18 protein-coding genes and 1 tRNA gene are annotated in these 26,529 nt (G+C 52.7%); 13 read left to right on the top strand and 6 right to left on the bottom strand.

Annotated elements, in window-relative coordinates:
• Positions 1 to 293: 293 nt before the first annotated feature.
• Positions 294 to 1,079: an SDR family oxidoreductase gene (locus tag SC206_RS03300; protein ID WP_332734146.1), complete on the bottom strand. Its 786-nt coding sequence runs from the start codon at positions 1,077 to 1,079 to the stop codon at positions 294 to 296.
• Complete coding sequence (locus tag SC206_RS03305; RefSeq protein ID WP_332734148.1) at positions 1,079 to 1,990, bottom strand: GntR family transcriptional regulator; 912 nt, start codon at positions 1,988 to 1,990, stop codon at positions 1,079 to 1,081. The genes SC206_RS03300 and SC206_RS03305 overlap by 1 nt, the downstream gene beginning before the upstream one ends.
• 188 nt (positions 1,991 to 2,178) lie before the next feature.
• Here SC206_RS03305 and SC206_RS03310 point away from each other — a divergent pair, with 188 nt between their 5' ends.
• From SC206_RS03310 to SC206_RS03340, 7 genes are all read left to right on the top strand, one after another.
• The gene (locus tag SC206_RS03310) at positions 2,179 to 2,997 is read left to right on the top strand and encodes an ABC transporter substrate-binding protein (RefSeq protein ID WP_332734150.1); all 819 of its coding nucleotides are present in this window, start codon (positions 2,179 to 2,181) and stop codon (positions 2,995 to 2,997) included.
• A gap of 83 nt (positions 2,998 to 3,080) precedes the next feature.
• Positions 3,081 to 3,794, top strand: coding sequence for an amino acid ABC transporter permease (locus tag SC206_RS03315; protein WP_332734152.1), 714 nt, complete (start codon positions 3,081 to 3,083; stop codon positions 3,792 to 3,794).
• Between the two features lie 9 nt (positions 3,795 to 3,803).
• The gene (locus tag SC206_RS03320; RefSeq protein ID WP_332734153.1) at positions 3,804 to 4,547 is read left to right on the top strand and encodes an amino acid ABC transporter ATP-binding protein; all 744 of its coding nucleotides are present in this window, start codon (positions 3,804 to 3,806) and stop codon (positions 4,545 to 4,547) included.
• 73 nt (positions 4,548 to 4,620) lie between these two features.
• Positions 4,621 to 5,787 carry a M20 family metallopeptidase gene (locus tag SC206_RS03325; RefSeq protein WP_332734155.1) on the top strand — a complete coding sequence of 389 codons (1,167 nt, stop codon included), beginning with the start codon at positions 4,621 to 4,623 and terminating at the stop codon, positions 5,785 to 5,787.
• Positions 5,788 to 5,791: 4 nt separating this feature from the next.
• The gene (locus SC206_RS03330) at positions 5,792 to 6,889 is read left to right on the top strand and encodes a mandelate racemase/muconate lactonizing enzyme family protein (protein ID WP_332734157.1); all 1,098 of its coding nucleotides are present in this window, start codon (positions 5,792 to 5,794) and stop codon (positions 6,887 to 6,889) included.
• Between the two features lie 34 nt (positions 6,890 to 6,923).
• The gene (locus SC206_RS03335; RefSeq protein WP_442976029.1) at positions 6,924 to 8,108 is read left to right on the top strand and encodes a M24 family metallopeptidase; all 1,185 of its coding nucleotides are present in this window, start codon (positions 6,924 to 6,926) and stop codon (positions 8,106 to 8,108) included.
• 30 nt (positions 8,109 to 8,138) lie between these two features.
• The gene (locus tag SC206_RS03340) at positions 8,139 to 9,059 is read left to right on the top strand and encodes a dihydrodipicolinate synthase family protein (RefSeq protein WP_332734159.1); all 921 of its coding nucleotides are present in this window, start codon (positions 8,139 to 8,141) and stop codon (positions 9,057 to 9,059) included.
• Between the two features lie 79 nt (positions 9,060 to 9,138).
• Here SC206_RS03340 and SC206_RS03345 read toward each other — a convergent pair whose 3' ends face one another.
• Complete coding sequence (locus SC206_RS03345; protein WP_332734161.1) at positions 9,139 to 10,341, bottom strand: glutamine amidotransferase-related protein; 1,203 nt, start codon at positions 10,339 to 10,341, stop codon at positions 9,139 to 9,141.
• Positions 10,342 to 10,583: 242 nt separating this feature from the next.
• Here SC206_RS03345 and SC206_RS03350 point away from each other — a divergent pair, with 242 nt between their 5' ends.
• The 4 genes from SC206_RS03350 to SC206_RS03365 all read left to right on the top strand — a co-directional run bounded on the left by SC206_RS03350 (position 10,584) and on the right by SC206_RS03365 (position 15,767).
• Positions 10,584 to 11,792, top strand: a complete 1,209-nt coding sequence (locus tag SC206_RS03350) for an aminotransferase class I/II-fold pyridoxal phosphate-dependent enzyme (RefSeq protein WP_332734163.1) — start codon at positions 10,584 to 10,586, stop codon at positions 11,790 to 11,792.
• 212 nt (positions 11,793 to 12,004) lie between these two features.
• Positions 12,005 to 12,080, top strand: a tRNA-Asn gene (locus SC206_RS03355).
• A gap of 249 nt (positions 12,081 to 12,329) precedes the next feature.
• A complete protein-coding gene (locus tag SC206_RS03360) occupies positions 12,330 to 14,657 on the top strand; it encodes a TonB-dependent siderophore receptor (RefSeq protein WP_332734165.1) in 2,328 nt (775 codons plus the stop codon).
• Between the two features lie 147 nt (positions 14,658 to 14,804).
• Positions 14,805 to 15,767, top strand: coding sequence for an alpha/beta hydrolase (locus SC206_RS03365; protein ID WP_332734167.1), 963 nt, complete (start codon positions 14,805 to 14,807; stop codon positions 15,765 to 15,767).
• Between the two features lie 54 nt (positions 15,768 to 15,821).
• Here SC206_RS03365 and iroC read toward each other — a convergent pair whose 3' ends face one another.
• Entirely contained in the window at positions 15,822 to 19,514 is a 3,693-nt protein-coding gene (gene iroC, locus SC206_RS03370; RefSeq protein WP_332734169.1) for a salmochelin/enterobactin export ABC transporter IroC, read from the bottom strand.
• Positions 19,515 to 19,664: 150 nt separating this feature from the next.
• Entirely contained in the window at positions 19,665 to 20,777 is a 1,113-nt protein-coding gene (locus SC206_RS03375; RefSeq protein ID WP_332734171.1) for a glycosyltransferase, read from the bottom strand.
• An 860-nt stretch (positions 20,778 to 21,637) separates the two neighbouring features.
• Here SC206_RS03375 and SC206_RS03380 point away from each other — a divergent pair.
• On the top strand, positions 21,638 to 22,888 hold the full coding sequence (locus tag SC206_RS03380; protein WP_442976028.1) for an alpha/beta hydrolase-fold protein: 1,251 nt from the start codon (positions 21,638 to 21,640) through the stop codon (positions 22,886 to 22,888).
• A gap of 414 nt (positions 22,889 to 23,302) precedes the next feature.
• Positions 23,303 to 24,514 carry a sugar transporter gene (locus SC206_RS03385; RefSeq protein WP_332734175.1) on the top strand — a complete coding sequence of 404 codons (1,212 nt, stop codon included), beginning with the start codon at positions 23,303 to 23,305 and terminating at the stop codon, positions 24,512 to 24,514.
• Positions 24,515 to 25,434: 920 nt separating this feature from the next.
• Here the strand turns inward: SC206_RS03385 and hemB are convergent.
• Complete coding sequence (gene hemB, locus SC206_RS03390) at positions 25,435 to 26,418, bottom strand: porphobilinogen synthase (RefSeq protein ID WP_332734177.1); 984 nt, start codon at positions 26,416 to 26,418, stop codon at positions 25,435 to 25,437.
• Positions 26,419 to 26,529 lie beyond the last annotated feature (111 nt).

A 26,529-nucleotide genomic window follows, 5' to 3' on the forward strand; every position in this document is an offset into this window, starting at 1 on the left:
ATCAGGGCCAATTACCGACCTGATTAAGCAATCCTCAGGAAAAAATCAGGTAATACTCTCTTTTTTAAGTAAAAATCAGGTTATACGTTGCAGGAAAGGGGCAGAAAGATGGCGAGCAAGATAGGTTAAATAAATAGCGGCAAACGGTGGCGAACTAAAATTGCAGCGTCTATGCACCATCATAATGCAATCTTATGGATAGCTTTCAGCTGTGAAACGTCGGCAGGTAGAAAATTGACAGTCATTAAGATGAACAACGCTGCCGTAAAATAAATACGGCAGCGAGAGGCAGATTATATAGAAGGGATCATGCCGCCATCGACGCGAATCACCGAGCCGGTCATATAAGATGCCTGACGGCTGGCAAGGAAAGCGGCGACGGCACCATACTCTTCCGGCTCGCCGTAACGCCCAACGGGAATGGTCGCGGCACTTTTTTCTGCCACCTGTTCAACAGAAAGACCTTCGCGCCCTGCCCGTGCTTCATCCAGTTGTCCGAGGCGCTTAGTGGAAATACGGCCCGGCAAGATAACGTTTACGGTAATGCCTTCGCTGGCAACTTCGCCCGCCAGCGTTTTCGACCAGCCGACCAGCGCCATGCGCAAAGTATTGGACATCCCAAGATTTGGAATCGGCGTCACTACACCGGATGAGGTGCTGGTAATAATGCGCCCCCACTTGAGGCTGCGCATGTCCGGCAACACTTTGTCGGTAAGCAGAATCAGCGAGCTAACCATGGTTGCAAACTGGCTTGCCCACGTCTCGGGTGCAACACCGCTGGCTTTCGACGGCGGCGGTCCACCCGAATTATTGACCAAAATGCCAATCGGGCCGAGATATTGATGGATCCCGGCTAAAACGTCGTCAAATTTCTCCGGCTGGGTTAAATCCATCACAAAAGCCTTGGCCTTGCCGCCGTTGGCTTTGATCATGTCTGCCGTTTCAATTAACGAAGCCTCGGTACGGCCACAGACCGCCACCACTGCGCCCTCTGCGGCCAGCGAAAGCGCCATCGCGCGCCCTAAACCACTTCCGGCACCGCTAACCAGCGCCACGCGTCCCGTAATACCAAAATCCATCACATTCCCCTGTCGTTTGATTTACTGACTTTGTTTAAAACCATTTGATACGCCGATTGAAGGTGATGGCGCATCATCTCCGCCGCCTCACTCATCCGCTCTTCAAGCACGGCGTCGATAATGGCGACATGCTCCTGACACCACTCGCGCACGCGCTGCTTGTTGGTATAAGTGCCAAATTCCAGCAGGCGGCGCAGGCGGTTTTGCTGTTGAATCGCCTGTAAAACAAAAATATTGCCGCTGAATTCGGCGAGCATTTCATGGAAGGTGGCGTCGGTTTCAAAGATCTGACGACTGTCCACTGCCAAGATATCCGGATGATTAATGAGATAAATATGCTGTAAACGCAGGCGTTTTAGCGCGCTTTTGTCCGCTCTGAAACTGGTAGAAACCAGCCCGCCCGGCTCAATCATCAACCTGAAACCGTAGCCATTGCTTAATGCCACGTCGCTGTTGAGCGTTGGTAAAAATGACCACCCATGGCCTTTATTTCGCGCAATTAATCCATCTTCGGCGAGGCGCAACAGCGTGCGAGACATCACGCCGCGATCGGCATCATAACGCTGAGCAATTTCGATTTGAGTCAACGAATCAGGCAGTTTGCCCGCAATCCGGTCTTTAACTAATTGCTCGTACAGCTCCTGGTCACTGCTGGTCGGCACATCAATGCTGATTCGTTGCAGCTGATCGTAGGCTTTAAGCAGGAAAAACCCCTGATTCCGCCGTGCTTCGATAATGCCCAATTCGCTTAATAGTTTGAGCGCCGCGCGAACCGGCGTACGGGAAACGCCCGCCATATCGGCCAGCTGTTGCTCACGAAGATGGTGGCCTGGCTCAAATTTTGCTTCGCGTATCAGGTCGAGGATCTGGTTTGCCAAGCGCCTTCCACTGGCGGTTGCTGTTTGTGTCATAAAAGCAGGCACCTAAAGTATTTATTGCGATAAAAATACAATATCACACTGTTTCACATTGGTGAAGCTTGTGCGTAAATCCCCCAAATCGTGCATTTATGCACCAAAAAAGAGCCTTGACTCACAAATTTAATTGTATTTAATGATACACAAAGAGCAATCATGCTCACCTCAAAATGGAGTCTGTCATGCTGAAAAGAACTTTTTTGCGTCGATATGCCACCGCCTCTCTGGCCACTTTTTGCCTGAGCTTTCCGCTGTTGAGTCACGCGGCTTCTCCCGCAATGGTGACCAAAGGTGAATTGACCTACGGCACCGCCGCGACCTTTATGCCTTTCGAATTCACCAAAAATGGCACGCTAACCGGTTTTGATATCGATCTGATGACCGCACTTTCTCAAAAGCTTTCGCTGAAACCTGCGCCGATGTCAATGGAGTTCAAGGGGTTGATCCCCGCCTTGCAAGGCAAACGTCTAGACGTAATTAACTCCGCGATGTACATCAATCCGACTCGCGCCGAACAGGTGGATTTCGTGCCGTACCTCAAAATCGGCAGCCGCGTCATCGTTGCAAAAGGCAATCCCGAGAAGATTACTGGCCGCGACCTTTCGCTGTGCGGCAAGAATATTGCGGTGACGCTGGGCGGCATCGAAGAGAGCCAGGCGCGCGTCGATAATCAAAAATGCCTTGATGCCAAAAAACCGGCCATTACCGTGCTGACCTTCCCAGCGGCAACCGATTCTGCCGTGGCCGTGGCGCAAAAACGCGCTGACGCGGAATTTCTGTCAACGCCGGGTGCTGTTGCGCTGTTAAGTGAAAAAGGTGACACCTTCGAGACCACCGGACCGGAATTCGAAGCTGATACGCACATCGGTTTTGCGGTGCGTAAAGGAGATAACGAAATGAAAACGCTGCTGGAAACTGGCCTGAAAGAGATGGTTGCCGACGGAAGTTATCAGCAATTAATCAAGAAATGGCAATTCCCGGCGTCTGTTTCGATTTTCTAATTATCATTTTGTATTTTTTGCAGCAAAGCGCACACCTGCTCATTTTAAATGCACGTGCTGCTTTCGGACATTGAGGAAAGTTCATGTCTTTTGACTTGGTCTGGCAATATTTGTTATCACCGGCATTCTTTCAGGGTGCCTTGATGACGCTATTAATTACCGTATGTTCGCTGTTTTTCGGCATCGTGACGGGATTAATATTGGCGTTATTACAGGAGTCGCGCTTTCGGGCAGGCACACTCCTCGCGTTCTTCTATTTATGGTTATTCCGCGGTACGCCCGTGCTGTTTCAAATCATTTTTGTTTACAACGTACTGCCAAGTTTTGGCCTGCGTTTTACCGCTTTTACCTGCGCCGTACTTGCACTTTCACTTAATGAAGGCGCGTACATGGCAGAGATCCTGCGTTCAGGCTTGCAGGCCGTAAGAAGCGGGCAACGCACGGCGGGTATGGCGCTTGGCATGACCAAAGGCCAGATCATGCGCAAGATAGTGCTACCTCAAGCAGCGCGCATCGTGCTTCCTCCAATGGGTAACCAGATGATTAGTATGCTGAAATCCAGTGCACTCGTGTCTGTTATCGCCGTACAGGAACTGTTGCTGATAGCGAATCAGACCGCCAGCGCCAGCTTCCGTTATTTCGAATCGCTCTGTGCTGCCGGTATTTATTACCTCGCGTTAACCACGATTTTCATGATGGGTCAGGCATGGCTCGAACGCGCTCTGGATCCCAAAAAACGTAAGAAACCCGCCCTCTCCATGACAGAACGCCTGCTGCGCAGCAGCACGCCCCACTGAGGAAAGCAGATGAAAAATGCAAAACCGCTGCTGGAGATCATCGGCGTCGATAAACATTTCGGTAACCAGCAGGTGCTTAAAAATTGCAGCCTCAGCGTCAATGAGGGCGAAACCGTGGTGCTGATTGGTCCTTCGGGTTCCGGCAAGTCCACCCTGCTGCGCTGCGTCAATTTGCTGGAAACGATTGAAGGCGGCAGCATATTTTTCCGGGAAAACAACATCACCCAAAAGAGCACCGAACCGCACCGTTTGCGTCAGGAAATCGGCATGGTTTTTCAAAACTATGAGCTGTTTTCACACCTGACCGCGGCTGAAAACATCATGCTCGCGCCCATGACCGTGCTCGGCGTGAGCCGCGCGGAAGCCGAAGCGCAGGCGTTGACATTGCTGGGCAAGGTGCGCATTCCGGACAAGGCCGACAGTTTTCCCGACGAGCTTTCAGGCGGACAGCAGCAACGCGTCGCTATTGCCCGCGCACTGGCCATGAAACCGCGCCTGATGCTGTTTGACGAGCCCACCTCTGCATTGGATCCAGAAATGATCCGTGAAGTGATCGACGTGATGGCTGACCTGAGCGCCGAAGGAATGACCAGCATTGTGGTAACGCACGAGATGGGCTTTGCCCGCCGCGCCGCCAATCACATCGTGTTTATGGAAAACGGTGAAATTATTGAGAACGCGCCAAGCGACCAATTTTTTGGAGGAGAAGTTAGCCAGCGAGCTCAACGTTTCCTCGACCAGATCCTGCACTGATGTGTATTTAAATTTTTATATTGCTGCCGAAACGTGTGCCTCACCAGGGCAACTAAACCAGATGGAGACGCCGATGAATTGCTCATCGCCAGATATAAATAGAATGAAACGTGACCTCGCCGCGCTGGTGGCGATCAATACTGAAAACCCGCCCGGCCGCGAACGCGAAGCCGCCGAACTGATAAGCGCGTGGCTCGAAGCGGCGGGCTTTGACCTTACGCTGAGTGAATATCAACCCGGCCGCACCAACGTGATTGCTCGTTTCGAAAATGGCGAAGGTCCCTGTTTCGCCTTCAACACGCATATAGATGTGGTGCCCGCCGGCGGCGGCTGGAGTCAGGACCCATTCACGTTAACCGAGCGTGACGGCAAGCTGTTTGGCCGTGGAGCCTGCGATGCAAAAGGCCCGCTGGTGGCAATGATTGAAGCCATGCGCATGCTGGTGGCCAACGCGAAAAACTGGTCTGGCACATTGATGGGTATTTTTGTCGCCGACGAAGAGGTTGCCAGCGAAGGGGCCAAGTTTTACGTGCGTGAAGCGCCGGCCAAAATCGATTATGCGGTGATCGGTGAACCGACCTCAAACACCACTTTTTCGGCACATAAAGGCAGTCTGCGTCCGCTGGTCCGCGTGCACGGGGTAACCGCGCATTCTGGTACGCCGGAATTGGGTGAAAACGCGATTTTTCGCGCGGCGCAACTGCTCGGACTCGTTGAACAGCAGCATGAGCAGAGTGTGCGCTGCCGCTGCCATCCGCTGGTCGGATCGGCCAGCCTGACCGTGACACGCATTTCAGGCGGTCATGCCGACAACGTGCTGCCCGACAGCTGCGAACTGTTGCTGGATCGTCGCATGGTCCCCGGGGAAGATGAAGAACAGGTCAAACAGGAGCTGCGCGATCTGCTGGCGCTTGCCGAAGAGAAGTTTGGCGTGCGCAGTGAAATTGTGACCTTTAAACCCACCACCGGCGGCGCAACGGAAACGGCAGTAGACGAGGCTATCGTGTTGGCGGGCCTCGACGCCTGTCGGGCGCAGGGCCAGACAGAGCCGGGTCCTTTCGGCTTTCAGGGCGGATGCGATTTAGTGCATTTTCGCAGTTTAGGGACCAAAGGGATTGTTATTGGTCCGGGTTCGCTCTCCGTGGCGCATAAACCCGACGAATTCGTCCCCGTCGATGAGTTTATTGCCGCCAGCGATATTTACTGCGACGTCGCATTAACGCTGTTGAAAAAGGGCTAAGCCTGTGAAAGCTTCGCTTTTTCGTGCCGACCTACGTTATCCACATCTGCAACTGCATACTGCCTCGTCAGGCAGTATTAACGGACTGGATGAGCTCTATTTACTGCTGGAAGATAAAAACTGCGTGGGTATTGGCGAGGTGCGAATCAATATCGCTTACCTCAACGGTTACAGCGCGAAGTTAGTGTTAGGTGATGTGATCCACAGCCTGCGCCAGCTGGATTTGCAACGTTCAGCCAGTGAAATTCTGCTCACGCTTGAAACTTTGCTGGCAGACCGACTGGCGCCGACGCGCATGTTATTTGATATGGCGTTTCACGACCTCATTGCCCGTCAGAATGGCTGTAGTGTGGCAAAACTTATCGGATCCGACTTTCCGAATCCGGTCTGCTACGCAACGAATCAAACGCTGTTCTGGTCTTCGCAGGAACAGATGCTAAGTCAGGCCACGGCCTATATGGAACGCGGTTTTAACCATCTTAAACTGCGCATCGGCATTGGTTCGCTGGAAGAAGATTGCGATCGCATGGCTGCCCTGCGCCGTCGTTTTGGCAGCGAAGTGCATCTTTCGGCCGATGCCAATGGCCAATGGCATCCTGAACAGGCGCGTAGCAATCTCCTTGCCTTGCAAAAGTTTGAATTAAGTTATCTCGAGCAGCCTGTTGCGGATACTTACGCGCACTATTATCCCGCCCTCGCCGACGCCAGCCCGATTCCGTTAATGCTGGACGAAAGCATGAGCACGGCTGCCGATCTCGAACGCATTCTAGCCATGAAAGGAAAAGTCTGGGCGCATCTCAAGTTGGTGAAAATGGGCGGGATTGCGCCTACCGTCCGCGCCGCGCGTCGTCTCCATGCTGCCGGTGTTCCTTTCATGGTGGGTCAAATGAATGAAGGCGCAGCAGCGACAGCGGCCGCGCTTCACGTTGCCTACGCCTGCCAACCGGCTCATGCCGAACTCTATGGCGCAGACGGCTTAAGTAATGATCCTGTCTCCGGTTTGAATTATCAACAGGGACTGGTTAGCAGCAGCGACATTTCCGGCTTGGGCATCGAATTCGATCCTGATTGTGCCGAGCTAATACAAACCTTTTCTTCTTAAAAACCTGATTTTTATCTGAGAATGAGAGTTGATGATGAATAAAATTGAATTGCCAGACCTTGGCCGCGTTGTGCCAGGCGCTGAGTCGGCCTTTGCCGAGTCGGAATATAGGCTGCGCATTGAGCGCGCCCGTCAGTTATTAACTGACGCGGGTCTGGATCTGATGATCATTACCAGTCCAGAGAATATTTTTTATCTCACCGGACAACAAACTCCGGGCTATTACACCTTCCAAACGCTGGTTTTGCCGGTTGAAGGCGATCCGGTGTTTGTTATCCGCCAACTCGAATACTTTAACTTTATCTCAAATACTTTTATTCGCGATGCTGCGATTTATACCGACGGTGATAATCCGGTAAATTTCCTGCTCGACGTTTTAAAAGCTCGTGGCTGGACAAAAAAACGCATCGGTATCGACAAGCGTGGCTGGTTCTTGCCGATCGCGGTATATGAAGCCTTACAGACAGAATTGGGCACAATTCACGACGCAGCAGGCGTTATCGAGCAGCTGCGCGCCGTTAAATCCGCCGCAGAATTGGAAAAAATGGCCCACGCTGCACGCTACGTCGACGCAGGAATGTTAGCAGGACGTCAGGCCATTGCCGCCGGGGCGACCGAAAATGATCTGGTTGCCGCCATGATGGGCGCAGCGATTGGCGCTGGCTCTGAATATATGGGCATGGAACCGCTGGTTTCTTCGGGTCCGCGCACCGGCGTACCGCACGGCACCTGGCGTCGTCGTCGCATTGTCGAGGGTGATCCCATTTTTCTCGAAATGGCCGCTACGCACGACCGCTATCACGCCGCGCTGATGCGCTCTGCCTGGCTGGGCAAGCCCCCTGCCGCCGCTGTCGACATGGAAAAAGTTTGTCAGGAAGCCTTGCAGGCAGCGCTTGATGCCATTAAACCGGGCGCAACCTGTGAAACGCCCCACCTTGCCTGCCAGAAGGTTATCGACCGCGCGGGATATACCGATAATTTCAAAAAACGTACCGGCTATTCAATAGGCGTTTCTTTCGCACCCGACTGGGGCGAAGGCGCGATCCTCAGCTTGTATAGCGGCATTAAAACCGAGCTGCAACCGGGCATGACCTTCCATATTCCACCAGCACTGCGGATTTACGGCGAGTTCACGGTCGGAGTAAGTGAAACCATCGTGGTGACGGAAAGCGGCTATCGCGTTTTGGGCTCCATCGACCGTCCGCTGTTATTACTTTAGTCAGTATTGAATCAGGCAAGGAACAAGAGAATGAAAGATATTTTTGAAAGTCAGGCGCGTCTAAAGGGCATTTTTAACATTACCGTGACGCCTTTTACCGCGAGCGGCGAATTCGATTTTGACGGGCTGGCGCGCAACATCGAACGCGTTATCGCATTAGGTTACGACGGAATTTTGATCGGCGGCACTTATGGCGAATTCCCGGCCATGACCACCGACGAACGCGCGATGATGTTCCGTAAAGTGATGGCCGTAGTGGGCGATCGGGTGCCGGTGATGTTGTGCAGCGCAGGTTCCGACGCGCGCGCCGTAAGTGAATTGACCACGTTGGCAGGCGAACTTGGCGGATTACCCATGGTAACCCCGCCGTTTGTTTCAGAAGTCACGGACGCGCAAATTGTCAGCTTTTTCCGCAAGATGGCTCCTCTTTCACGTACCGGCATTCTGGTTTACAACGCGCCGGGTATCGGCATTACCCTGCCGCCTGCCGTGCTTGAACAGCTTGCAGATATAGAAGGCGTCGTTGGCATCAAACAGGGCGACTTGAATCCTACGGCTATTGATCAAATTGCTAACCGTCTGGGTGGCCGCATTCGCCTGTTCTGCGCCTCGGACCTGGCTTTCCTCGGTCCGATGATGTGCGGTTTCGACGGCATCAGCACCACCAACAGCGGCGCGCTGCCCGAGCTGATTCTCGCCACCTATCGCGCTTTGGAAAAAGGCGATGCCGCCACGGCGCGTGAGTTGCACCAACTGTGGTATCCGTATCGCGCGCTGGCGCGTCGTCACGGCCAGCCTCAATTAGTTAAGGCCGCAATGAATTTACGAGGATTTGATGGTCAGCACGTGCGTGCGCCGTTAATCGACCTTGAAGGTTTGGTCATTGAAGACGTTAAGACTGAACTGCTGCGTCTGGCGGCGGATCCGCGCACGGGCGTAACCCTCGCATAAAAACCCTGGTAATTTGTCACCTTAATAGCCTCGCTGTTCACCACAGAGAGGCTTTTTTATGACTGTCTACCCCAATTTTTTACTGCAAATCTGCTGCCGCTCGCAGAAAAGCGCTGATTAATGGATGCGGCTGCTCAACGCTTGAGGTCAATTCTGGATGACCTTGCACGCCAAGATAGAAAGGATGCGCTGCGTGCTCAATGCCGTCGGCAATTGTCCCGCTCCTGTCTGTTCCTGAAATAATCAGTCCGCTACGGGCCAAATCGTCTTTAAAAAGCGGGTTCAGATGGAAACGGTGGTTATAGCGCAGTTGAGTGTTGTTGCCCAAAACGGCGGCTAAATGCGTTCCGGCGGCAAGAAACATGTTGTCGTCACCCAGTCGATGAACGGGATTTCCGGGCATCGCGGCTAAAGGGACAAACGTTTTAAATGCAGCCTGCGGATCGGCCTCGGCCAAATTAGCCTGTGTGTTACCTAGCATTTGCTGAATGGCGGCCGTGGCCATCGTTTGCATTCCCAGACACAGGCCAAGTATCGGTTTTTTATGGTTTAAACAGTAATGCGCCACCCTAATTTGTCCGGCGACGTTGCGCATGTCGGACCCACCGGGCAGCACAACACCGTCAACGGACGCTAACGTATTGGCGAGAGTTTGCGCCGAACTTTGCGGCGGTAGAAAGATAACCTCGACATTAAGCGCCATAGCATCGATGGCATCTCCCAACGCGGCCAGCGTAGCGGGATAACTGCCTTTCTGATCCTGATAACTGCCGACCAGCGCAATTCTCAGACGATGAGCAGAGGTTGAATTAACCAAACGTTGATGGGTAATAAAACGACCATAGCGATCGCGCCTCCAAATTTTGCTGATTTCTCCCTCTTTAGCAGAATTAAAATGAAATCCTTTGGCAGACTCTGAAATTTCAATCACCTGATAATCAATAGAAAAATCTCTTGCGAGCTGCGCAAAACGATTGAAGGTTACCTGCTGCGACGGTGCAAGCGGCACGATTAAATCCTGGCTGCTGGACGAATTTATAAGAGATTCCAGCGGCCAGAAATTTTCCGCTGATTTGCCGTTTAGCCGCTCATGCCACAGCAGTCCACTGGTTACCAAGTGGCCGTTAGCCGTCACGTGCTGACAGGCATCCGCATAGGCTGCCTTATTCCAGTCCACGGCCAAATGCGCTAACGGTTTACCTTGCTGCCCGGCCAAAATCGCTGCCATCGCCCCATAAAGCGCGGGTTCAGGCGTATCGTGTGACACAAAAGTTAAGGTCATAACATTTTCCTAAGCAATATCTGAAGAAAACCTGAGCAAAACCTGAAGAACATCTGATCTAAACCTGAGTAAAACCTGAGTAAAAACTGAATAAGTCAGGTAGAAACCATGAGCAATATTTTATCAGCCATGATAGTTTAAATTGGTTTTATTGATACAGATAATACAATAAATTGTTCATTCTTATTTCTCGAATCTCTTCGAAATACAATATTTTTCTTAAAACAATATAGGGGTAAAAGATGTCAGCTGAATTTACTGCGTCTCGTCTGCGACGTGTACGCCCTTCGCCAACGGCGGTTATTGCCGATCGCGTGCGCGCGCTAACGGCGGCGGGAATTGATGTTATCAATCTTGGCGAGGGGGAACTGGATTTTGATACACCGCCTCATATCAAGCAGGCTGGCATCGATGCGATTGTACAAGGTGACACAAAATACACGGCGGTAGCAGGCACGGCTCAGCTGAAAACGGCGATCATCAACAAGTTTGCGCGTGAAAATCAGTTAACTTATCAGGCCAACGAAGTCATTGCCGGTAGTGGTGCCAAGCAGCTGATATTCAATGCCTTCATGGCAACAGTTTCAGCGGGTGACGAGGTGATAATTCCTGCACCGTATTGGGTTTCCTATCCTGATATGGTATCGCTTGCCGACGGCGAATTCCGCCTCGTTCCTTGCCTCGAACAAAATGGCTGGAAACTGCAGGCTGCCGATCTTGCTGCGGCAATTACCCCCAAAACACGCTGGCTGATTCTCAATTCGCCTAACAATCCGACGGGTGCAATTTACAGCGCCGACGAACTGCGCGCCCTGGCCGAGGTATTGCTGCAACGCCCTCACGTGCTCATCATGGCCGACGATATTTATGAACACATCAGCCATCCACCGGCACTGTTTGCTACGCTCGCGGAGGTTGAACCGCGCCTTAAGGATCGCATTTTGACCGTCAACGGCGTCTCAAAGGGTTATTCGATGACCGGCTGGCGAATTGGTTACGCCGGAGGCCCTGCCTGGCTTATTTCCGCCATGCAAATTTTACAGTCGCAAAGTACCTCGAACCCGAGCTCGATTTCTCAGGCAGCGGCCGTCGCAGCGCTGGAACAGGACAGCAGTTTCCTTGCGCAGTGGCGGGGCATTCTGGCGACGCGCCGTCAAAAGATTATGCAATGCATTGAAAGTATCGACGGACTGCATGCCGATCTGCCGCCGGGCGCGTTTTATGTTTTTGCCAACTGCACGGGCATGATCGGCAAGAGAACGCCAAAGGGGCAAACCATTAACAACGACGTCGATTTCGTTGAGTATCTGCTTGATTCCGCTCATGTTGCGACGCTACAAGGCTCGGCATTCGGCGCTTCGCCCTATCTGCGTATCGCTTATGCTATCGATGATGCGCGTCTCGACGAAGCCTGCGCTCGAATAATCCGCGCTTGTGCTGCGTTAGCGTAAAATATTGTAGATTCAAGAACGATTAACTCTGGCGATTGATGAGCGTACACAATGCTGAATTGGACAATTAATGGACTACTGCGGATGAAAAAGCCGATGATTCGGCAAAAATCTCAACAACTTGTGCAAACTATCAGCAGTCGAACACAATATTGCAGTTGTCCTTTGACATGCACCGCAGCAATCGCTATTATTCGCCCCGTTCAAACGATTCCTCTGTAGTTCAGTCGGTAGAACGGCGGACTGTTAATCCGTATGTCACTGGTTCGAGTCCAGTCAGAGGAGCCAAATTTAGAGAAGCCCGCATCAGGAAACTGACGCGGGCTTTTTGTTTTCTATCGCACGCCTCGCTACGTTAGCTTGAAACAGCTGCCGATTCCCTTCTCGGTTATCCCCTACGCAAAAACTCTCAAAATAAACCCCTTACTTTTCAATGTCTTTATGTAAGAAAACTCCTAATTGTAATCAATAATCATTCTCATTATAATTCTGCTTCTTATTTACATCGTTTTTAACACAGGGCAGGTGTTGGCTATTATGGGGAAAGTTACCTTTAAATATTCGCTTTTGAGTTCGCTCATTGCGGGAATTCTGGTCGTACCTTTGGCGCAGGCAGATGAAATTAGCGCCGGAACAACTCAGGTACAGCCGCAAACGAATGTGAACGATCAGCAGAAACAGGGGAATGTTTCCACGACAGGTGAATCAAAGAAAAAATCGGTGGTTGCCGACGATAAGAGCAGTCATGAAGATACGATGGTGGTTACCGCCCGAGAGCAGACGCTGCAAGCGCCGGGGGTGTCAATCATCGACAGCGAAGCTATCAAAAAGCACCCTATCCAGCGCGACGTTTCAGAAATTATTCGTACCATGCCGGGCGTGAATCTCACCGGTAACTCCAGCAGTGGTCAGCGTGGTAACAATCGCCAGATAGATATTCGCGGCATGGGGCCGGAGAATACGTTGATTCTGGTGGACGGCATGCCGGTGAGCAGTAAAAACTCTGTGCGCTATGGCTGGCGAGGTGATCGCGATACCCGTGGTGACAGCAACTGGGTGCCGCCCGAAATGATTGACCGCATCGAAGTTATCCGTGGTCCGGCGGCAGCGCTGTATGGCAACGGTGCCATGGGCGGCGTAGTAAATATCATCACTAAACAGGCGGAACCTGCGTGGCACGGTAATTTCAATACCTATTACAACGTGCCGGAACATAAAGAGGAAGGCGCGACAAAACGCTATAACGCCAGCCTGAGCGGTGCGCTGGCGGACAATCTGACCATGCGCCTCTACGGCAACTGGAGCAAGACGCAGGCAGATGGTCAAAACATCAACGCTGGCCACGCGGCGGAACGTACCGGTAAATATGCCGGCCAAATTCCGGCGGGTCGCGAAGGGGTAATTAACAAAAATATCAATGGGGTATTGCGCTGGGACTTCGCGCGCATGCAGGCGCTGGAGCTTTCTGCCGGGTTCAGCCGTCAGGGGAATTTGTACGCCGGGGACACGCAGAACACCAACAGCAGCACGCTGGTGAAAGCCAACTACGGTAAAGAAACCAATATTATCTATCGCCAGTCGCTGTCGCTGAAATATACCGGCGCGTGGGACAACGGCATCACCACCAGTAACTATATCCAGTTTGAAAAAACGCGGAATACGCGTCTGAATGAGGGGCTGTCAGGCGGGCTGGAAGGGCTGTTCAGCACCACTGATCCGGGCTTCTCGACCATCACGCTGAACGATACCAACCTGCATTCCGAAGTCAATATCCCGTTCGAACTTGGGGTTCCTCAGACCGTCACCTTCGGCGCGGAAATGAACCATCAAACGATGGCGGACCCGACCTCCAATACTGTGACCACGACCTCGACGGTAGAAGGCGTCTCCAGCACGGATCGCAGCGACTACAGTTCGGCGGATATCTACGGTATTTATACCGAGGATAATATCGACCTGACCGACTCGACACGTCTGACGCCAGGAATTCGTTTTAACCACCAGACTTACACCGGCGGCAACGTTAGCCCTTCATTGAATCTGTCGCAGGATCTGGGCGATAATTTCACGCTGAAAATGGGCATCGCGCGGGCATGGAAAGCGCCAAACCTATATCAAACCAATCCTAACTACCTGTTATACAGCAGCGGCAACGGCTGTTACGCCAGCTCCGTAAGCTGTTATTTGCAGGGCAACAAGGATTTAAAAGCAGAGACCAGCGTCAATAAAGAGATAGGTATCGAGTTCCATCATGACGGCGTTCAGGCAGGTCTGACGTGGTATCGCAATGACTATCACAACAAGATTGAAGCAGGTTACTCTCCAGAATATGACAACGGCACTTCTGACGTCTACAAGTGGGAAAACGTGCCTAAATCGATCGTGCAGGGGCTGGAAGGAACCTTAAACTTCCCGATAAGCGATACGATCACGATGAACAACAACTTCACTTACATCATCGACAACAAGAACGATTCCACCGGCGATTACCTGACCATTATTCCGAAATTTACCATTAACTCGACCCTCGACTGGCAGGCCACCAGCGATCTGGCGGTAGAAGGGACGATGACGTGGTATGGCAGGCAAAAACCGCAGAAATATAACTCTCAGGGCGGCGACACGTCAGACACGGAAACCTGGCAAGTCTCCCCTTATGCGATATTTGGCATGAGCGCGGTTTACAGCGTTAACAAGGATATCGACGTCACGGCGGGTGTCGATAATATTCTGGATGAACGTCACTTCCGCGAGGGTAACGCCCTGACTTCAGGCACCTCTCCTACCTACGCCTATGGTGCGGGCGCGCGAACCTACAATGAGTCGGGTCGCACCTTCTATATGGAGCTGGGCATGCACTTCTGATAGTTCGTTCCGTTAGCCAAAGGCCGCCTTGTTGACAGCAAGGCGGGCTTTGCTGTTGAACTGATAACGTTATTCGTCACGCATTAGTGCCGTTAAAATTGCAAAAAACTAAAATTACTATCCCATTGAATTAATTGAGAATTTTTTATGAGCAAAGTTTATATGAGCAAAGTATTGTATCGCTGGAGAAACCGGCGCATCGCGAGTCAGCTTGTTGCCCTCTTTTTAACGCTCCTCTGTGCCGTAAACAGTGATGCCCGCCCCAACATGACGCCTCTCGGTCCGAATATTGCCGAAAAAGGTTCTGCTTATTATCATTTTTCAGTGAGCACGTTTGACTCAGTTGATGGTAGAAGACATTACAAGGTGTGGACGGGCGTGCCCGATAAACGTCCGCCGCCTTCGGGTTATCCCGTGCTTTATCTGCTCGACGGTAACGCGGCGATGGACAAACTTTCGGAACCTCTTCTCAAGCAGCTTTCAGCGAGTACGCCGCCGGTAATCGTGGCCATCGGCTATCAAACTGCCCTGCCTTTTGACGTGATCGCCCGAGCGTATGATTACACGCCGCCCGTGACGAAAATGCAGTCCCCTGACTTGCATGGCCGCGAGAATGGCGGCGCGCGTCTCTTTCGTGATTTGCTGGAAAAGACTCTTGTGCCAGCCGTCGAAAAGGGTTTGAAAATCGATTCGGCTAAAAGGGGTATATGGGGGCATTCCTACGGCGGGGTGTTTGTTCTGGATACTTACCTCTCCTCCTCCTCGCTGTTTAACCTTTATTATTCAGCCAGCCCGTCATTGAATCAAAATTATGCTGTTTTGGTCGATAGACTCGGGGAAATCAACAGCGCGGAACGCTGCGACAAGCAGATGTATCTTTATGAAGGGGACGACACGCCGGGCAAAAATATCAGGTCTGAAACCGCGCCGGACGTTCTGCTCAAGCTTCACAGCACGCTTGAAACCCTGCATAGCCAAGGTCTGCCGGTCTCCTATTGGTCAGATCCCGCGCTCAGCCATGGTCAAATGTTTACCGCCTCTCTTCCGCGCGCGCTGTTAAATATCGCCATGCAGCAGCCGAGCAACATAATGACGCCCTGCCCGAAATGATTCTTAACCCGACATTGCCAGCGTGGCAATGTCGGGTATCAGATAGCCTACTCGTTACGCGATCACTTCTGCCTCATCATCGATTACTTCAGACGGCTTAATGTCGGAAGCCTGATTTCCCGTGCTGTCACGCCACAGTCGCGCATACATTCCGTCTTTCGCCAGCAGCGCGTCGTGGGTGCCATATTCGGCGACGCGCCCGGCTTCCATCACGGCTATTGCATCGCAGCGGCGGGCCGTGGTGAGGCGGTGCGCAACCACCAGCGCCGTTCGTCCGTCGCGATGCGCGCCCTCGGCGAGTGAGGTCATCAGGGTCTCCTCAGAAGCGCGATCAAGACGGGCCGTCGCTTCGTCGAGCAGCAGAACGTGGGCATTGGCAAGCTGCGCACGCGCCAGAGCAACCAGCTGACGCTGTCCCGAAGAGAGATCTGCCCCGCCGTTATTAACCGGTGTGCGGAATCCTCGCGGCAAGTTTCGTACCGTGTCGAAAAGCCCTGCCTGTTTTGCCGCACGTTCAACTTCCGCGTCGCTGCTTGATGGGCGCGGATAGCGGATGTTTCCGGCGATATCGCCGCTGAACAGTGCCACATCCTGTTCAACTAAGCCGACCTGAGCGCGATAGTCGGCGAGCAGAGTCTCTTCGATAGTACGTTTCCCGATACGAATCTTGCCTTCGGTTGGCGTATAAAGCCCGGCGATGAGCTTAACCAGCGTAGATTTCCCCGCCCCGCTGCGTCCGACAACGGCGACCACCGCGCCCTCGGGAATCGACAGGCTAAGCTTGTCCAGAGCAAGATCGCTGCTGCCCGGATAACGAAACGTGACGTTTTCCAGCGTCAGCGCACCTTTTAAAGGAACGAGTGACGACGGGTCGGACGGCCGCACATCTTCAGCACCTTCGGTCGCCAGTAGGTCATCGATATGTCTGGCACTGGCCGAGGCCTGCTGATAAGCGTCGACAATGCCCGACAGCTGCTGTATCGGTCCGTAAAACTGACCCAGCAACAGGAAGAAGGCCGCCATTACACCGGCCGTCATCTCACCCTCAGCCACGCGCGATGCACCCACCAACAGCACGGCCGCATAGGCCGCTTCAGTACAAAACGTCAAGAACGGGAAGTAGACGGCGAGATATTTTTGCGCCCGTACGCGGGTGGCTCGGAAACGATCGGATAGCGAACGCAAGCGCGCCGCCTCTGCACCCTGCTGCCCGTGAGACTGCACCACGCGCAGCCCCGTAACTTTCTCCTGCAAGCTGCTGTTTACTTTGCCAATCTCGATACGCGCCTTTGCATAGGCGGGCGAACTTAAACGGCGATAAACCAGCGTCGCCAGAATCACCACGGGAACGGCGCTCAGCGCCACACAGGCCAGAACCGGATCGAGCCAGAACATGGCAATCGCGATCGCCAGCATAGTAATCAAACTGGTTGCTGCACCGGCGAGACCGTTTTGCAGGAAACGCGCCAGCGCGTCAACGTCGACGGTCATGCGAGTCAGGCGAGTATCGGCATGCTGTTCGTGGTAAGGCATGCCCAGTCGCAACAAATGTCCAAAGCTGCGTAGGCGAACCGTATGCTGCACGGTTTCCGCCGCGCGCGACGACACCACGGTCTGCAAGGAATAACAGCACCAGCTAATCGCCACCAGCACCAGAGCAAACGCCGCGCAGGTGCCGATAACAGCCAGATTGCCCGCCGCGACGCCCATATCAATGCCTCGTTGCAGCAGCACCAGTACGCCCACGCTCGCCGCCGAATCCACGGCAATCAGCAAGGCGGCAACAATGTACATCCAGGCGACGGGAGATAATAGCGAAGCAACGCGTCTACCCTGACCGTCCTGTGCCATCTGCACTGCCCGTTCCGGCACGCAGCTCATGCGTTCGCGGAACCCCTCGCGGCTTTTGGCAGGCTCGGCGTTGTTATTCTCATTTTCCTGCGAAGAGGCAGGCTCCGGCCACAGCTGCGCGTGAGAAGAGAGCGGCTTCTCGAGTAAATCACTCGCGCCGGACATCAAGGCACGGAACGCCGGACAGCGCGCCTCAAGCTCCTCCTGCGTGCCGACATCGGCAACGCGCCCTTCTTCCAGCACCACAATTATGCTGGCTAACTTCAGAGTCGAACGTCGGCGCGCGATAACCAGCAGCATGTGGCTTTCATCGGCATAGTGCCCGAGCGCGGCGTTGATCTCGGACTCGGTCCCGGCATCCACCGCTGAGGTAGTGTCATCCAGAATCAGCAGGCTAGGTGCGGTAAGCAGCGCGCGGGCCAGCCCAATACGCTGACGTTGTCCGCCGGAAAGATTGGAAGCACGCTCGGCGAGACGGGTTTTGAAACCGTTGGGCAACGCCGAAATAAAGCCCGTTGCACCAGCGGCATCGGCCGCACGACGAATGCTCTCTTCCGTCGCCTCGGGGTGACCGTAGGCGATATTTTCCGCTACCGTGCCCGCAAACAGGAAGGTATCTTCAAACACAACGCCAACGGCACGGCGCAGCGACTCGAGTTGTAAATCAGCAATGTTCTGCTTTCCACGCGAGGTGTCGAGCCACAGCGTGCCCTGGGCCGGGTCATAGAAGCGCGCGAGCAGCATCGACAAGGTCGATTTCCCCGAGCCGGATGCCCCAACGACGGCAATCGTCTCTCCCGCCCTGATAGAAAACGAGACGTTGCTCAGCACGTTGGCACCCTTGCCGTAGCCGAATCCGACATCGTCCAGCGTCAATCCGACGACGTTACCGTCAACTGTCTGCGTGCCGTCCTGCATCTGCGATTCGGTGTCAATCAGAGTGAAAACACGCTCGGCCGACGCCTGCGTGCGTTGACCAATGACCAAAAACGAGGCCAGCACGCGGGTTGGCCCAGTGAGCATGGCGAGGAAACTGGCAAAGGCCACGAAAGTACCGAGGTCGATACGCCCCGCCATCACCGACCAGCCGCCAAATCCGAGCAGCACAATCTGCCCGAGCACCGGCAGTGCCAGCATGGTCGCCCCAGGCATCGCCTGTGCGATGGCCGCGCCGATACGCACCCGCACCATGTGACGCGACTGACTGTCCAGCCAGCGCATCTCACGCAGTTCCGCAACGCAAGATTTAACAATGGAAATCTGCGCCAACACTTCGCGCATGTGTTCTGTCAGGTTGGCAAGCTTGTCGGAGGCCATGCCCGTCTGGGCAAAAACGCGGCGGCGGGCACGCAGCGCGGTAGTGGCTAAACCTGCCAGCACCAGCACGACGATAAGCGTCATCGACGGCGACATCCACAGCATCACGGCAAGTCCCGCGACGTAATAGGTCAGTACGGCCAGCGGAACCGGGCACATTTGAAGCAGCATATGCACCTGTTGCAGGTCACTGTTGGTTCGCGAAATCACCTGCCCGGTACGCAACGCATCTTGCCCGGCGCCATCCAGTTTCTGGATGCTGTCGAAGACGCGGCCCCGCAGCGTGTGCTGGACCCAGAGCGAAAGTTCTCCCGCGTAGCCACGACGTACATAGTTGCCGACGAAATCGAACAGTGCGATGAAAAGCAGTCCACCGGCGAGCCACGGCAACTGTGCCGAATTGCCCGCTAAGGCGTCGTTAACCGCCTGTCGGGTTAATAAAGGCGCTAACGCAGCCAGAAGAATAGTACTGACCGAGGCCAGCACGACGATGAGACTGAGCTTTTTGCGTTCCCAGCACACGCCAGCAAGACGGACTATCCATGAGCCCGCTGGCGTTGAAGAATGAGTAGTGGGCATCAACCCTCCTTTTAATGAGTTGTAAACTAACCAGAAGTAAATGATCAGAATTTGATAATTAGAATTTGATGATCAGAATTTGATGATCAATAGAAAAAAACCCATGACCTGCGCCATGGGACGACTGCAATCAGCCGATTTTCACTTTTATTAGTGGGGCAACAAGGCCACAAGACGTTCCGCTACTTCTGACGGCGTGGCCTGCGCTGCCATCTCTGCGGCGACCTGTACCGATGCCGCGCGAAGTTTGGTGTCACACAGGAAAGTATTAATGAGGTCGCTGCTTAAGCCGTTCTCGCCGGGAATTATCCCGCAGCCTCGATCCACCACCGTTTTGGCATTCACAGGACGATCTGCCCCTTCGCCAAACACTATCTGCGGGATCCCTGCGTGCAGTGCTGTCAGCGTATTTCCCGCGCCTCCGTGATGGATAAACCCATCGGCACCATTAAGAAATACGCCCATCGGGATCCAGTCAACGAGGCGCACGTTGGGCGGCAGCTCTCGCAAATCGGCGCGCGCATTGGCGGAAAGGTGCAGGATGATTTCGGCATCTACCTCGTGGGCCGAATCCATGACCCACGAAATCAAGTCCAGCCCATCAACCATCGGTTTGACAGTGCCTAAACTCACCAACAGACGTTTGCGGCCCGGCGTCCTGTCCCACCACGTTTCCCACACTGCGCCCCCGTTGTACGGCACATACTGCATGGAGATAACCGGCTCACCGTCATTTTGAAGAATGCTCATACTGGGTGGCGTGACGTCTATCCACGCCAGATCGCGCGGCGGCATATCAACGCCGTGACGTGCGTAGGCATCTGAAAGAGAACGGGTTACGCCTTTGATGTGCCAGGGAGTGTGTGCGAAGCCGACGCTTTGCATGACCACGGGGATGTTGAACTTGGCCCCAATTAGAGGCCCGACCACGCCAAGGGGCGGGTAGACAATCAAATCGGGTTTCCACTGGCCCGCAAATTCAATCAGCCGGTCAGCCATTTCTTCACTGAAGAAAGAAAAATTCCCCATTTTAGTGCCGGCGTTACTTTGCTTACGCAGATCTTCGCGACGCCGGTAATCCGCCTCCGAATCAAAGCCGGGGGCGGCATCGAAGGCCACCAGTCCGGCCTCGGCCGCCTTCTGGGCAAATTTCCCTGAACTTGCGATCAGGACCTCATGTCCGTTAACGCGAAAACCCTGAGCCAGAGAAAGCACTGGATATAACAAACCATATAAAGGTGGACCAACAAAAAGAATACGCATGAGAAAATCCCTCTCCTGCCTGACGTACTTATTAGGCAATATTACAAAACCTCACCCCTGCGGAGGCTGCAATACTTTCGCCAGGCTATTATTCGAAAAATAGACATTCCGCCCCCGTTGAATTAAAGAAAATAATCCTTCGATGACGTAAAAGCCTTAAACAATGTAAGCTATTTCTTTTTAACCTGATAAAACCCCTTCCAAGAATAGGTTTAATTATTCCTGTCTACCTACTTATAAAGAGTAATAAAGCTACTTATAAAGAGTAATAAAGTCACCCTATGCTAATGATGATGGTTTCAACGTACGGCACAGAAGGCCGCAACAGGTGAAGCCACGTCAAAGCAAAGCCCAGACTCGCTATCTCGGCATTTATTAATGCAGCAATAATAACGAGACAAAGTGTGAGGAAAATATTTCTTCCGCGCGCTTAATTCTGGACTTCGCTTATTACGCTAGCATAGGACTAGACCGCGTGTAAAAGGTATATCGGCATTATTATTTAATTTCTTAATATTAACCTTTTATTACCGCAGGTTTTTATTTTTATTATTAACCCACTCCCAAAACCGTTATTACCCCTTTATTTACTCGGGGTAATAAATAAAACCCGCTTTTTATTTACATTTAGCAATAAAAGGAAATAACCCTGCTGTTTATCTACTAATTAGATTATCTGCCTATCCCGTTTAAAAAGCACAGCGTTGCATTTTCACGTGACATCGCCCTTCGAACGTTATTTAATAACGCAACGGACGGTTTCTATTTCCGGCCTGAAGTTTTTAACGCCATTACTTTTAATGCAATAATTATTAACGCGCTATTTGTTAATAAGATAAATAACCTTAACGATTTCATGGATGATCAAAATGAGTCATATCCCGCTTTTTCCCCCTCATGATGCCGTCGCGGCTGCACGCTTTATTAAACAGCTGGCAACGCAGAGCTCACTGGATATTGCTCAATTTTGGCATGACGTGGAGTCAGTCGACGTGCCGCTGGTGACTAAAGTTCAGGATAGCCACGATGAACGCGACGTCACCTTTTTATGGCGCTCTTCAAACTCGCTGCAAGGCGTTTATGTTTTCCTGAATCGAGTGACCGATAAAATCAACGTGCCTAAAGGGATGATGACGCGCGTCCCTTCCAGCGATATCTGGACGTTAACGCTGCGGCTGCCCGCGACTTATCGCGGCACATACACCATCACGGAAATTCCACTCGGAACATCACCTGAAATTGTCGCCACGATAGGCGGACGTTTTACGCCGTTTGTGGGTCAACCCGATCCGCTAAATAAGAGCGGAAAAATTAACGTTCGCGGCATTGCAGAAGAATCGATTATTGCGCTCGATAAAGCGCCCGCGCAGCCCGAATGGGCAGAATCACCCCTAACTCCTCGCGGTAAGTTGGTCACGTCCAATCCCGTGGTGGCCGGTCATCAGCGCCGCGTTCGTCTCTATCTCCCAGAGGTTGCAGACACCGCGCCACTGGCGCTGCTGGTGTTGCTCGATGCAGAGAAGTGGTTTGATCACGTCGGTATACTCGGCGCCCTTGACGTTGCTCTGACCAATGGCCGCATCGGACCAACCGCCGTGCTCGGCATCGATAATCTGGATGAGGCCGATCGCGCGGCAATCCTCGGCGGTCAGAGCGAGTTGGTGCTCGACATTGCCGAAAAACTGGTGCCACAGGTCATGGCCGATCACCGGGATATAATCTGGGCGGGCCGTCCAAAAACCGTGCTTTGCGGCCAAAGTCTCGGGGGCGTCACTGCGCTGATGGCCGCGATGCATGCCTCCGACGTTTTTGGCACGGTGCTAAGCCACTCGCCTTCCATGTGGTGGATGCCACAAAAACGTAAGCGTGATCTCGGCTTTAGCGAAAATGATACCTCTTGGGTCAGTGAATATTTGCTCACTACGCCGCCAAAAGAGGTGCGCGTCAGACTCTGCGTCGGATCGTTAGAAGGCTTCACTGTGCCGCATCTCGAGCAGCTGCACCAACGCTTACTCGCCGCTGGCGTTGATAGCCATCTTTCTGTTTACACCGGCGGCCATGATTTTGCATGGTGGCGCGGCGCGATTATCGACGGGCTGGCGGCTTTATAATGCCTTTAATTGTCCTAAGCATTGTCCTAAGCATTGTCCTAAGCATTGTCCTAAGCATTGTCCTAAGCATTGTCCTAAGCATTCCCCTCCGCATTCCCTGCCTATGAACCACCCAATCCGTCACATTAAATTCACAGTTAAATCTTTCTGAAAACATGCTCGTCACATTTGCTGTGATGAGCGAAAAACATCAACGATATTGCCCATTTAAGGCAAAAAATGAACGACACAGGTTCATTTGTGAATGTAGAATGTTCATCACGTGCTTTAGATCACACTTTTATCTGCTACGCTCTTTCTTTAACTCGCTTAACCTGAAGCGGAAAAGCCTAATTTTCCAGCAGAATCATAGTAGAGCTTGACCCTTGGGTTAGAGTTCAGGTTTTTTTATTCATAATTTTCTGGTTTTCATTTATGCAAAATACAATGTCTACTCGTTCAGAAGGCTGGTTCAGAGTACTCAGCCTGGCTCTGGCAGCATTTATCTTTAACACCACTGAATTTGCCCCGGTCGGTTTGCTGACGGACATCGCGCAAAGCTTCTCCATGACGGCGGCGCAGGTCGGCATCATGCTCACCGTTTATGCGTGGGTCGTGGCGCTGCTGTCACTGCCCCTGATGCTGTTGACCGGCAAAATGGAACGTCGCAAGCTGTTGATTGGCGTGTTCGTGGTGTTTATTTCGAGCCACATTCTTTCCGGTTTCGCCTGGAACTTCATGACGCTGATGGTCTCCCGTATCGGCATCGCGACCTCGCACGCCGTCTTCTGGTCGATTACCGCGTCACTGGCGCTGCGCGTTGCGCCTCCGGGTAAAAAGGCGCAGGCGTTGGGGCTATTAACTACCGGTACCGCGCTGGCCATGGTATTGGGCCTGCCGCTTGGCCGTGTTATCGGACAGCTACTCGGCTGGCGCGCGACGTTTCTCATTATCGCGGGCGGTGCTTTTATCACGATGATTTTAATCATCAAGCTGCTGCCTCCGCTGCCAAGCAACAACTCCGGCTCGTTGAAAAGCGTGCCCGAGCTGTTTAAACGCCCTGCGCTGGTGCTGATATATCTGCTGACGGTGCTGGTCTTCGCGGCGCATTACACGGCTTACAGTTATATCGAACCTTTCCTGCAGAAGGTCGCGGGCTTTGGTGAAAACTTTACTACCCTGCTGTTGCTGCTGTTTGGCTTGGCCGGCATCGTGGGCAGTTATATCTTTACGCGCCTTAATAATAGCTTCCCGTCGGGCGTGTTGATCACGGCATTGGTGGTGTTGATGCTCAGTCTGGTGCTGCTGTTGCCGCTGTCATCCAGCTCCACCAGTCTGGTAATTATGTCGCTGTTCTGGGGCATGGCTATGACCATGATTGGCCTGAGCTTGCAGGTTAAAGTCCTCTCTATGGCACCCGATGCGACTGACGTTGCGATGTCATTGCTGTCGGCGATTATCAACATTGCCATTGGTGGCGGCGCGTTGATCGGCAGTCAGGTCAGTACTTATCTCAACATGGAAGACGTCGGCTTTGCCGGTGGCGTTTTCGGGCTGATTGCGCTTGGCGTGGCGATTTACACCCTGCGTCGCTACAGCAAAAACTTTGCCGAATCTGCCATGACTGAAGGTAGCGTGCTGCACTGATACACGGTCCCTTTCGCCTGCTCCCTTATTCGCCAGCGGAGCAGGCGTTTCTTCCGCTATCTCCCCCAAAACTTGATAAACCTTCTCAATGTCGATGTTGGAACCGTCTACTTCACGGTGCCATTTGCAATAGCTCCGAGTGAAAAACACCATCGCAGATTCAAGTTTCTCAAAGATTAATGGCGTTTTATCGGCTATATCTTTGATGACAAACAGATCAGAAATAGGAATGCCCATCCTGTAACACTCGCAAACCGCCAGCCGTTCAAATAATCCATCGTAATTGCGCGCTCTTGGCTGGGTATAAAGCCTGCCGGTTCGTTCAAACATTTGCCAATAAATCTGCTTTCGTTCTTCGCAGGGTTTCTGCAAAAACTTGCCGACATGACAGCTTTCACCTTCGTTGCTAGTGGAGGTAACAGACGCGCCCGCCTCTGAGCCAAGGCGTTTAGCCAAAGGCGAATGCGGTCTTTTGAAGGCGTCAAAAAGGTCAGAAGTCGCGGTTCTCTTTCCTAAAAGCGAACGAGAAGGCGATAGATAAGGTAAATAGCGAGTAGTCGCGCGCGAGCTGTCGGGTTGTCTGGACGAATTTCCCACCTCAAAAATCGACGCAGGCCTGCCATGCTGGGGTTGAGCGAGCAATTGACGGATCATAAAGCTGTCCGAGTTTGACGAGGGAGTGACAGATAAGGAGTTTGGCATAGGTTTAATTTTTTTAACTTATCGATGATTTTCAATGAGCTAACATAAACCTTGGGCGCGATCCGAAACTATTAAATATCAATCATTGCCGATTTGAAGGTTAAATTTGCGAGGGCTATCGTAAATGCATAAAAAAAGCCCGACCAGAAAGTCAGGCTTCGATTTGCGTTTTAGCAACAATAATTTTTAGGGCAATACGTTAATGCACGCGGTGCCGATTAGTTAAAATCGACACCCTGCTCGGCAATATCCATCGCGAAGTAAGAGAGGATAATATCTGCGCCAGCGCGTTTGATTGCACCCAGCGATTCACGCACCACTTTACGCTCGTCGATAGCGCCGGCCTGCGCCGCAAACTTGATCATCGCGTATTCGCCGCTCACCTGATAGGCCGCCAGCGGCAGGCGTGATGCCGCACGAATGTCGCTAATCACGTCAAGATAAGCACCCGCCGGTTTAACCATCAGCGCGTCGGCACCTTCGTGCTCGTCCATCAATGATTCGCGTACCGCTTCACGACGGTTCATCGGATTCATTTGATAGTTTTTACGATTGCCCTGCAACACGCTGCCGCCTGCTTCACGGAAAGGTCCGTAGAGAGAAGAGGCAAATTTGGTTGAGTAGGCCATGATGGAGGTGTCGATAAATCCGGCTTCGTCGAGCGCGCGGCGAATCGCCTGCACCTGACCGTCGGCCGCCGCAGAAGGCGCGATAAAATCAGCACCCGCCGCCGCTGCAACCACGGCTTGACGGCCAAGATTGATGAGCGTTGCGTCGTTATCTACGCCGTGATCATGCAACACGCCACAGTGTCCGTGCGAGGTATATTCGCAGAAACAGGTGTCTGACATGACAATCATTTCTGGCACCGTGTCTTTGCAAATCCGCGCCATGCGGGCCACGAGGCCGTTTTCGTTCCAGGTATCGCTACCGGTCGCATCCATATGATGGGAGATACCAAAGGTCATGACCGAGCGGATCCCCGCTTTGGCGTAACGTTCGATTTCATACGCCAGCTTTGACTCAGGAATACGCAGCACGCCCGGCATGGTCTCAATGACAGCATATTCCGAGGTTTCTTCTTCAACGAAAATAGGCAACACGAGGTCATCAACGCTGAATTGATTCTCCTGAAACAGCGCGCGCAAAGAGTCAGACTGACGAAGACGACGAGGGCGTAAACTTGGAAACTGATTTGACATGACTACTCCAGCAAAAAGCGATTTAAAACTCACTGCGGCTTGAACAGCACGCATTAAGGCGTCAGCGTAACGATCGTTGTGTTAACAAGACTGACCCTGATTTGATGGCGC

This window comes from Rouxiella sp. T17 (assembly GCF_036663475.1).
Taxonomy (GTDB): Bacteria; Pseudomonadota; Gammaproteobacteria; order Enterobacterales; family Enterobacteriaceae; genus Rouxiella.

Coding starts and splice junctions, on each gene's coding strand:
- SC206_RS03300 (WP_332734146.1), bottom strand. CDS start 1,079: ATGGATTTTGGTATTACGGGACGCGTGGCGCTGGTTAGCGGTGCCGGA.
- SC206_RS03305 (WP_332734148.1), bottom strand. CDS start 1,990: ATGACACAAACAGCAACCGCCAGTGGAAGGCGCTTGGCAAACCAGATC.
- SC206_RS03310 (WP_332734150.1), top strand. CDS start 2,179: ATGCTGAAAAGAACTTTTTTGCGTCGATATGCCACCGCCTCTCTGGCC.
- SC206_RS03315 (WP_332734152.1), top strand. CDS start 3,081: ATGTCTTTTGACTTGGTCTGGCAATATTTGTTATCACCGGCATTCTTT.
- SC206_RS03320 (WP_332734153.1), top strand. CDS start 3,804: ATGAAAAATGCAAAACCGCTGCTGGAGATCATCGGCGTCGATAAACAT.
- SC206_RS03325 (WP_332734155.1), top strand. CDS start 4,621: ATGAATTGCTCATCGCCAGATATAAATAGAATGAAACGTGACCTCGCC.
- SC206_RS03335 (WP_442976029.1), top strand. CDS start 6,924: ATGAATAAAATTGAATTGCCAGACCTTGGCCGCGTTGTGCCAGGCGCT.
- SC206_RS03340 (WP_332734159.1), top strand. CDS start 8,139: ATGAAAGATATTTTTGAAAGTCAGGCGCGTCTAAAGGGCATTTTTAAC.
- SC206_RS03345 (WP_332734161.1), bottom strand. CDS start 10,341: ATGACCTTAACTTTTGTGTCACACGATACGCCTGAACCCGCGCTTTAT.
- SC206_RS03350 (WP_332734163.1), top strand. CDS start 10,584: ATGTCAGCTGAATTTACTGCGTCTCGTCTGCGACGTGTACGCCCTTCG.
- SC206_RS03360 (WP_332734165.1), top strand. CDS start 12,330: ATGGGGAAAGTTACCTTTAAATATTCGCTTTTGAGTTCGCTCATTGCG.
- SC206_RS03365 (WP_332734167.1), top strand. CDS start 14,805: ATGAGCAAAGTTTATATGAGCAAAGTATTGTATCGCTGGAGAAACCGG.
- iroC (WP_332734169.1), bottom strand. CDS start 19,514: ATGCCCACTACTCATTCTTCAACGCCAGCGGGCTCATGGATAGTCCGT.
- SC206_RS03375 (WP_332734171.1), bottom strand. CDS start 20,777: ATGCGTATTCTTTTTGTTGGTCCACCTTTATATGGTTTGTTATATCCA.
- SC206_RS03380 (WP_442976028.1), top strand. CDS start 21,638: ATGATCAAAATGAGTCATATCCCGCTTTTTCCCCCTCATGATGCCGTC.
- SC206_RS03385 (WP_332734175.1), top strand. CDS start 23,303: ATGCAAAATACAATGTCTACTCGTTCAGAAGGCTGGTTCAGAGTACTC.
- hemB (WP_332734177.1), bottom strand. CDS start 26,418: ATGTCAAATCAGTTTCCAAGTTTACGCCCTCGTCGTCTTCGTCAGTCT.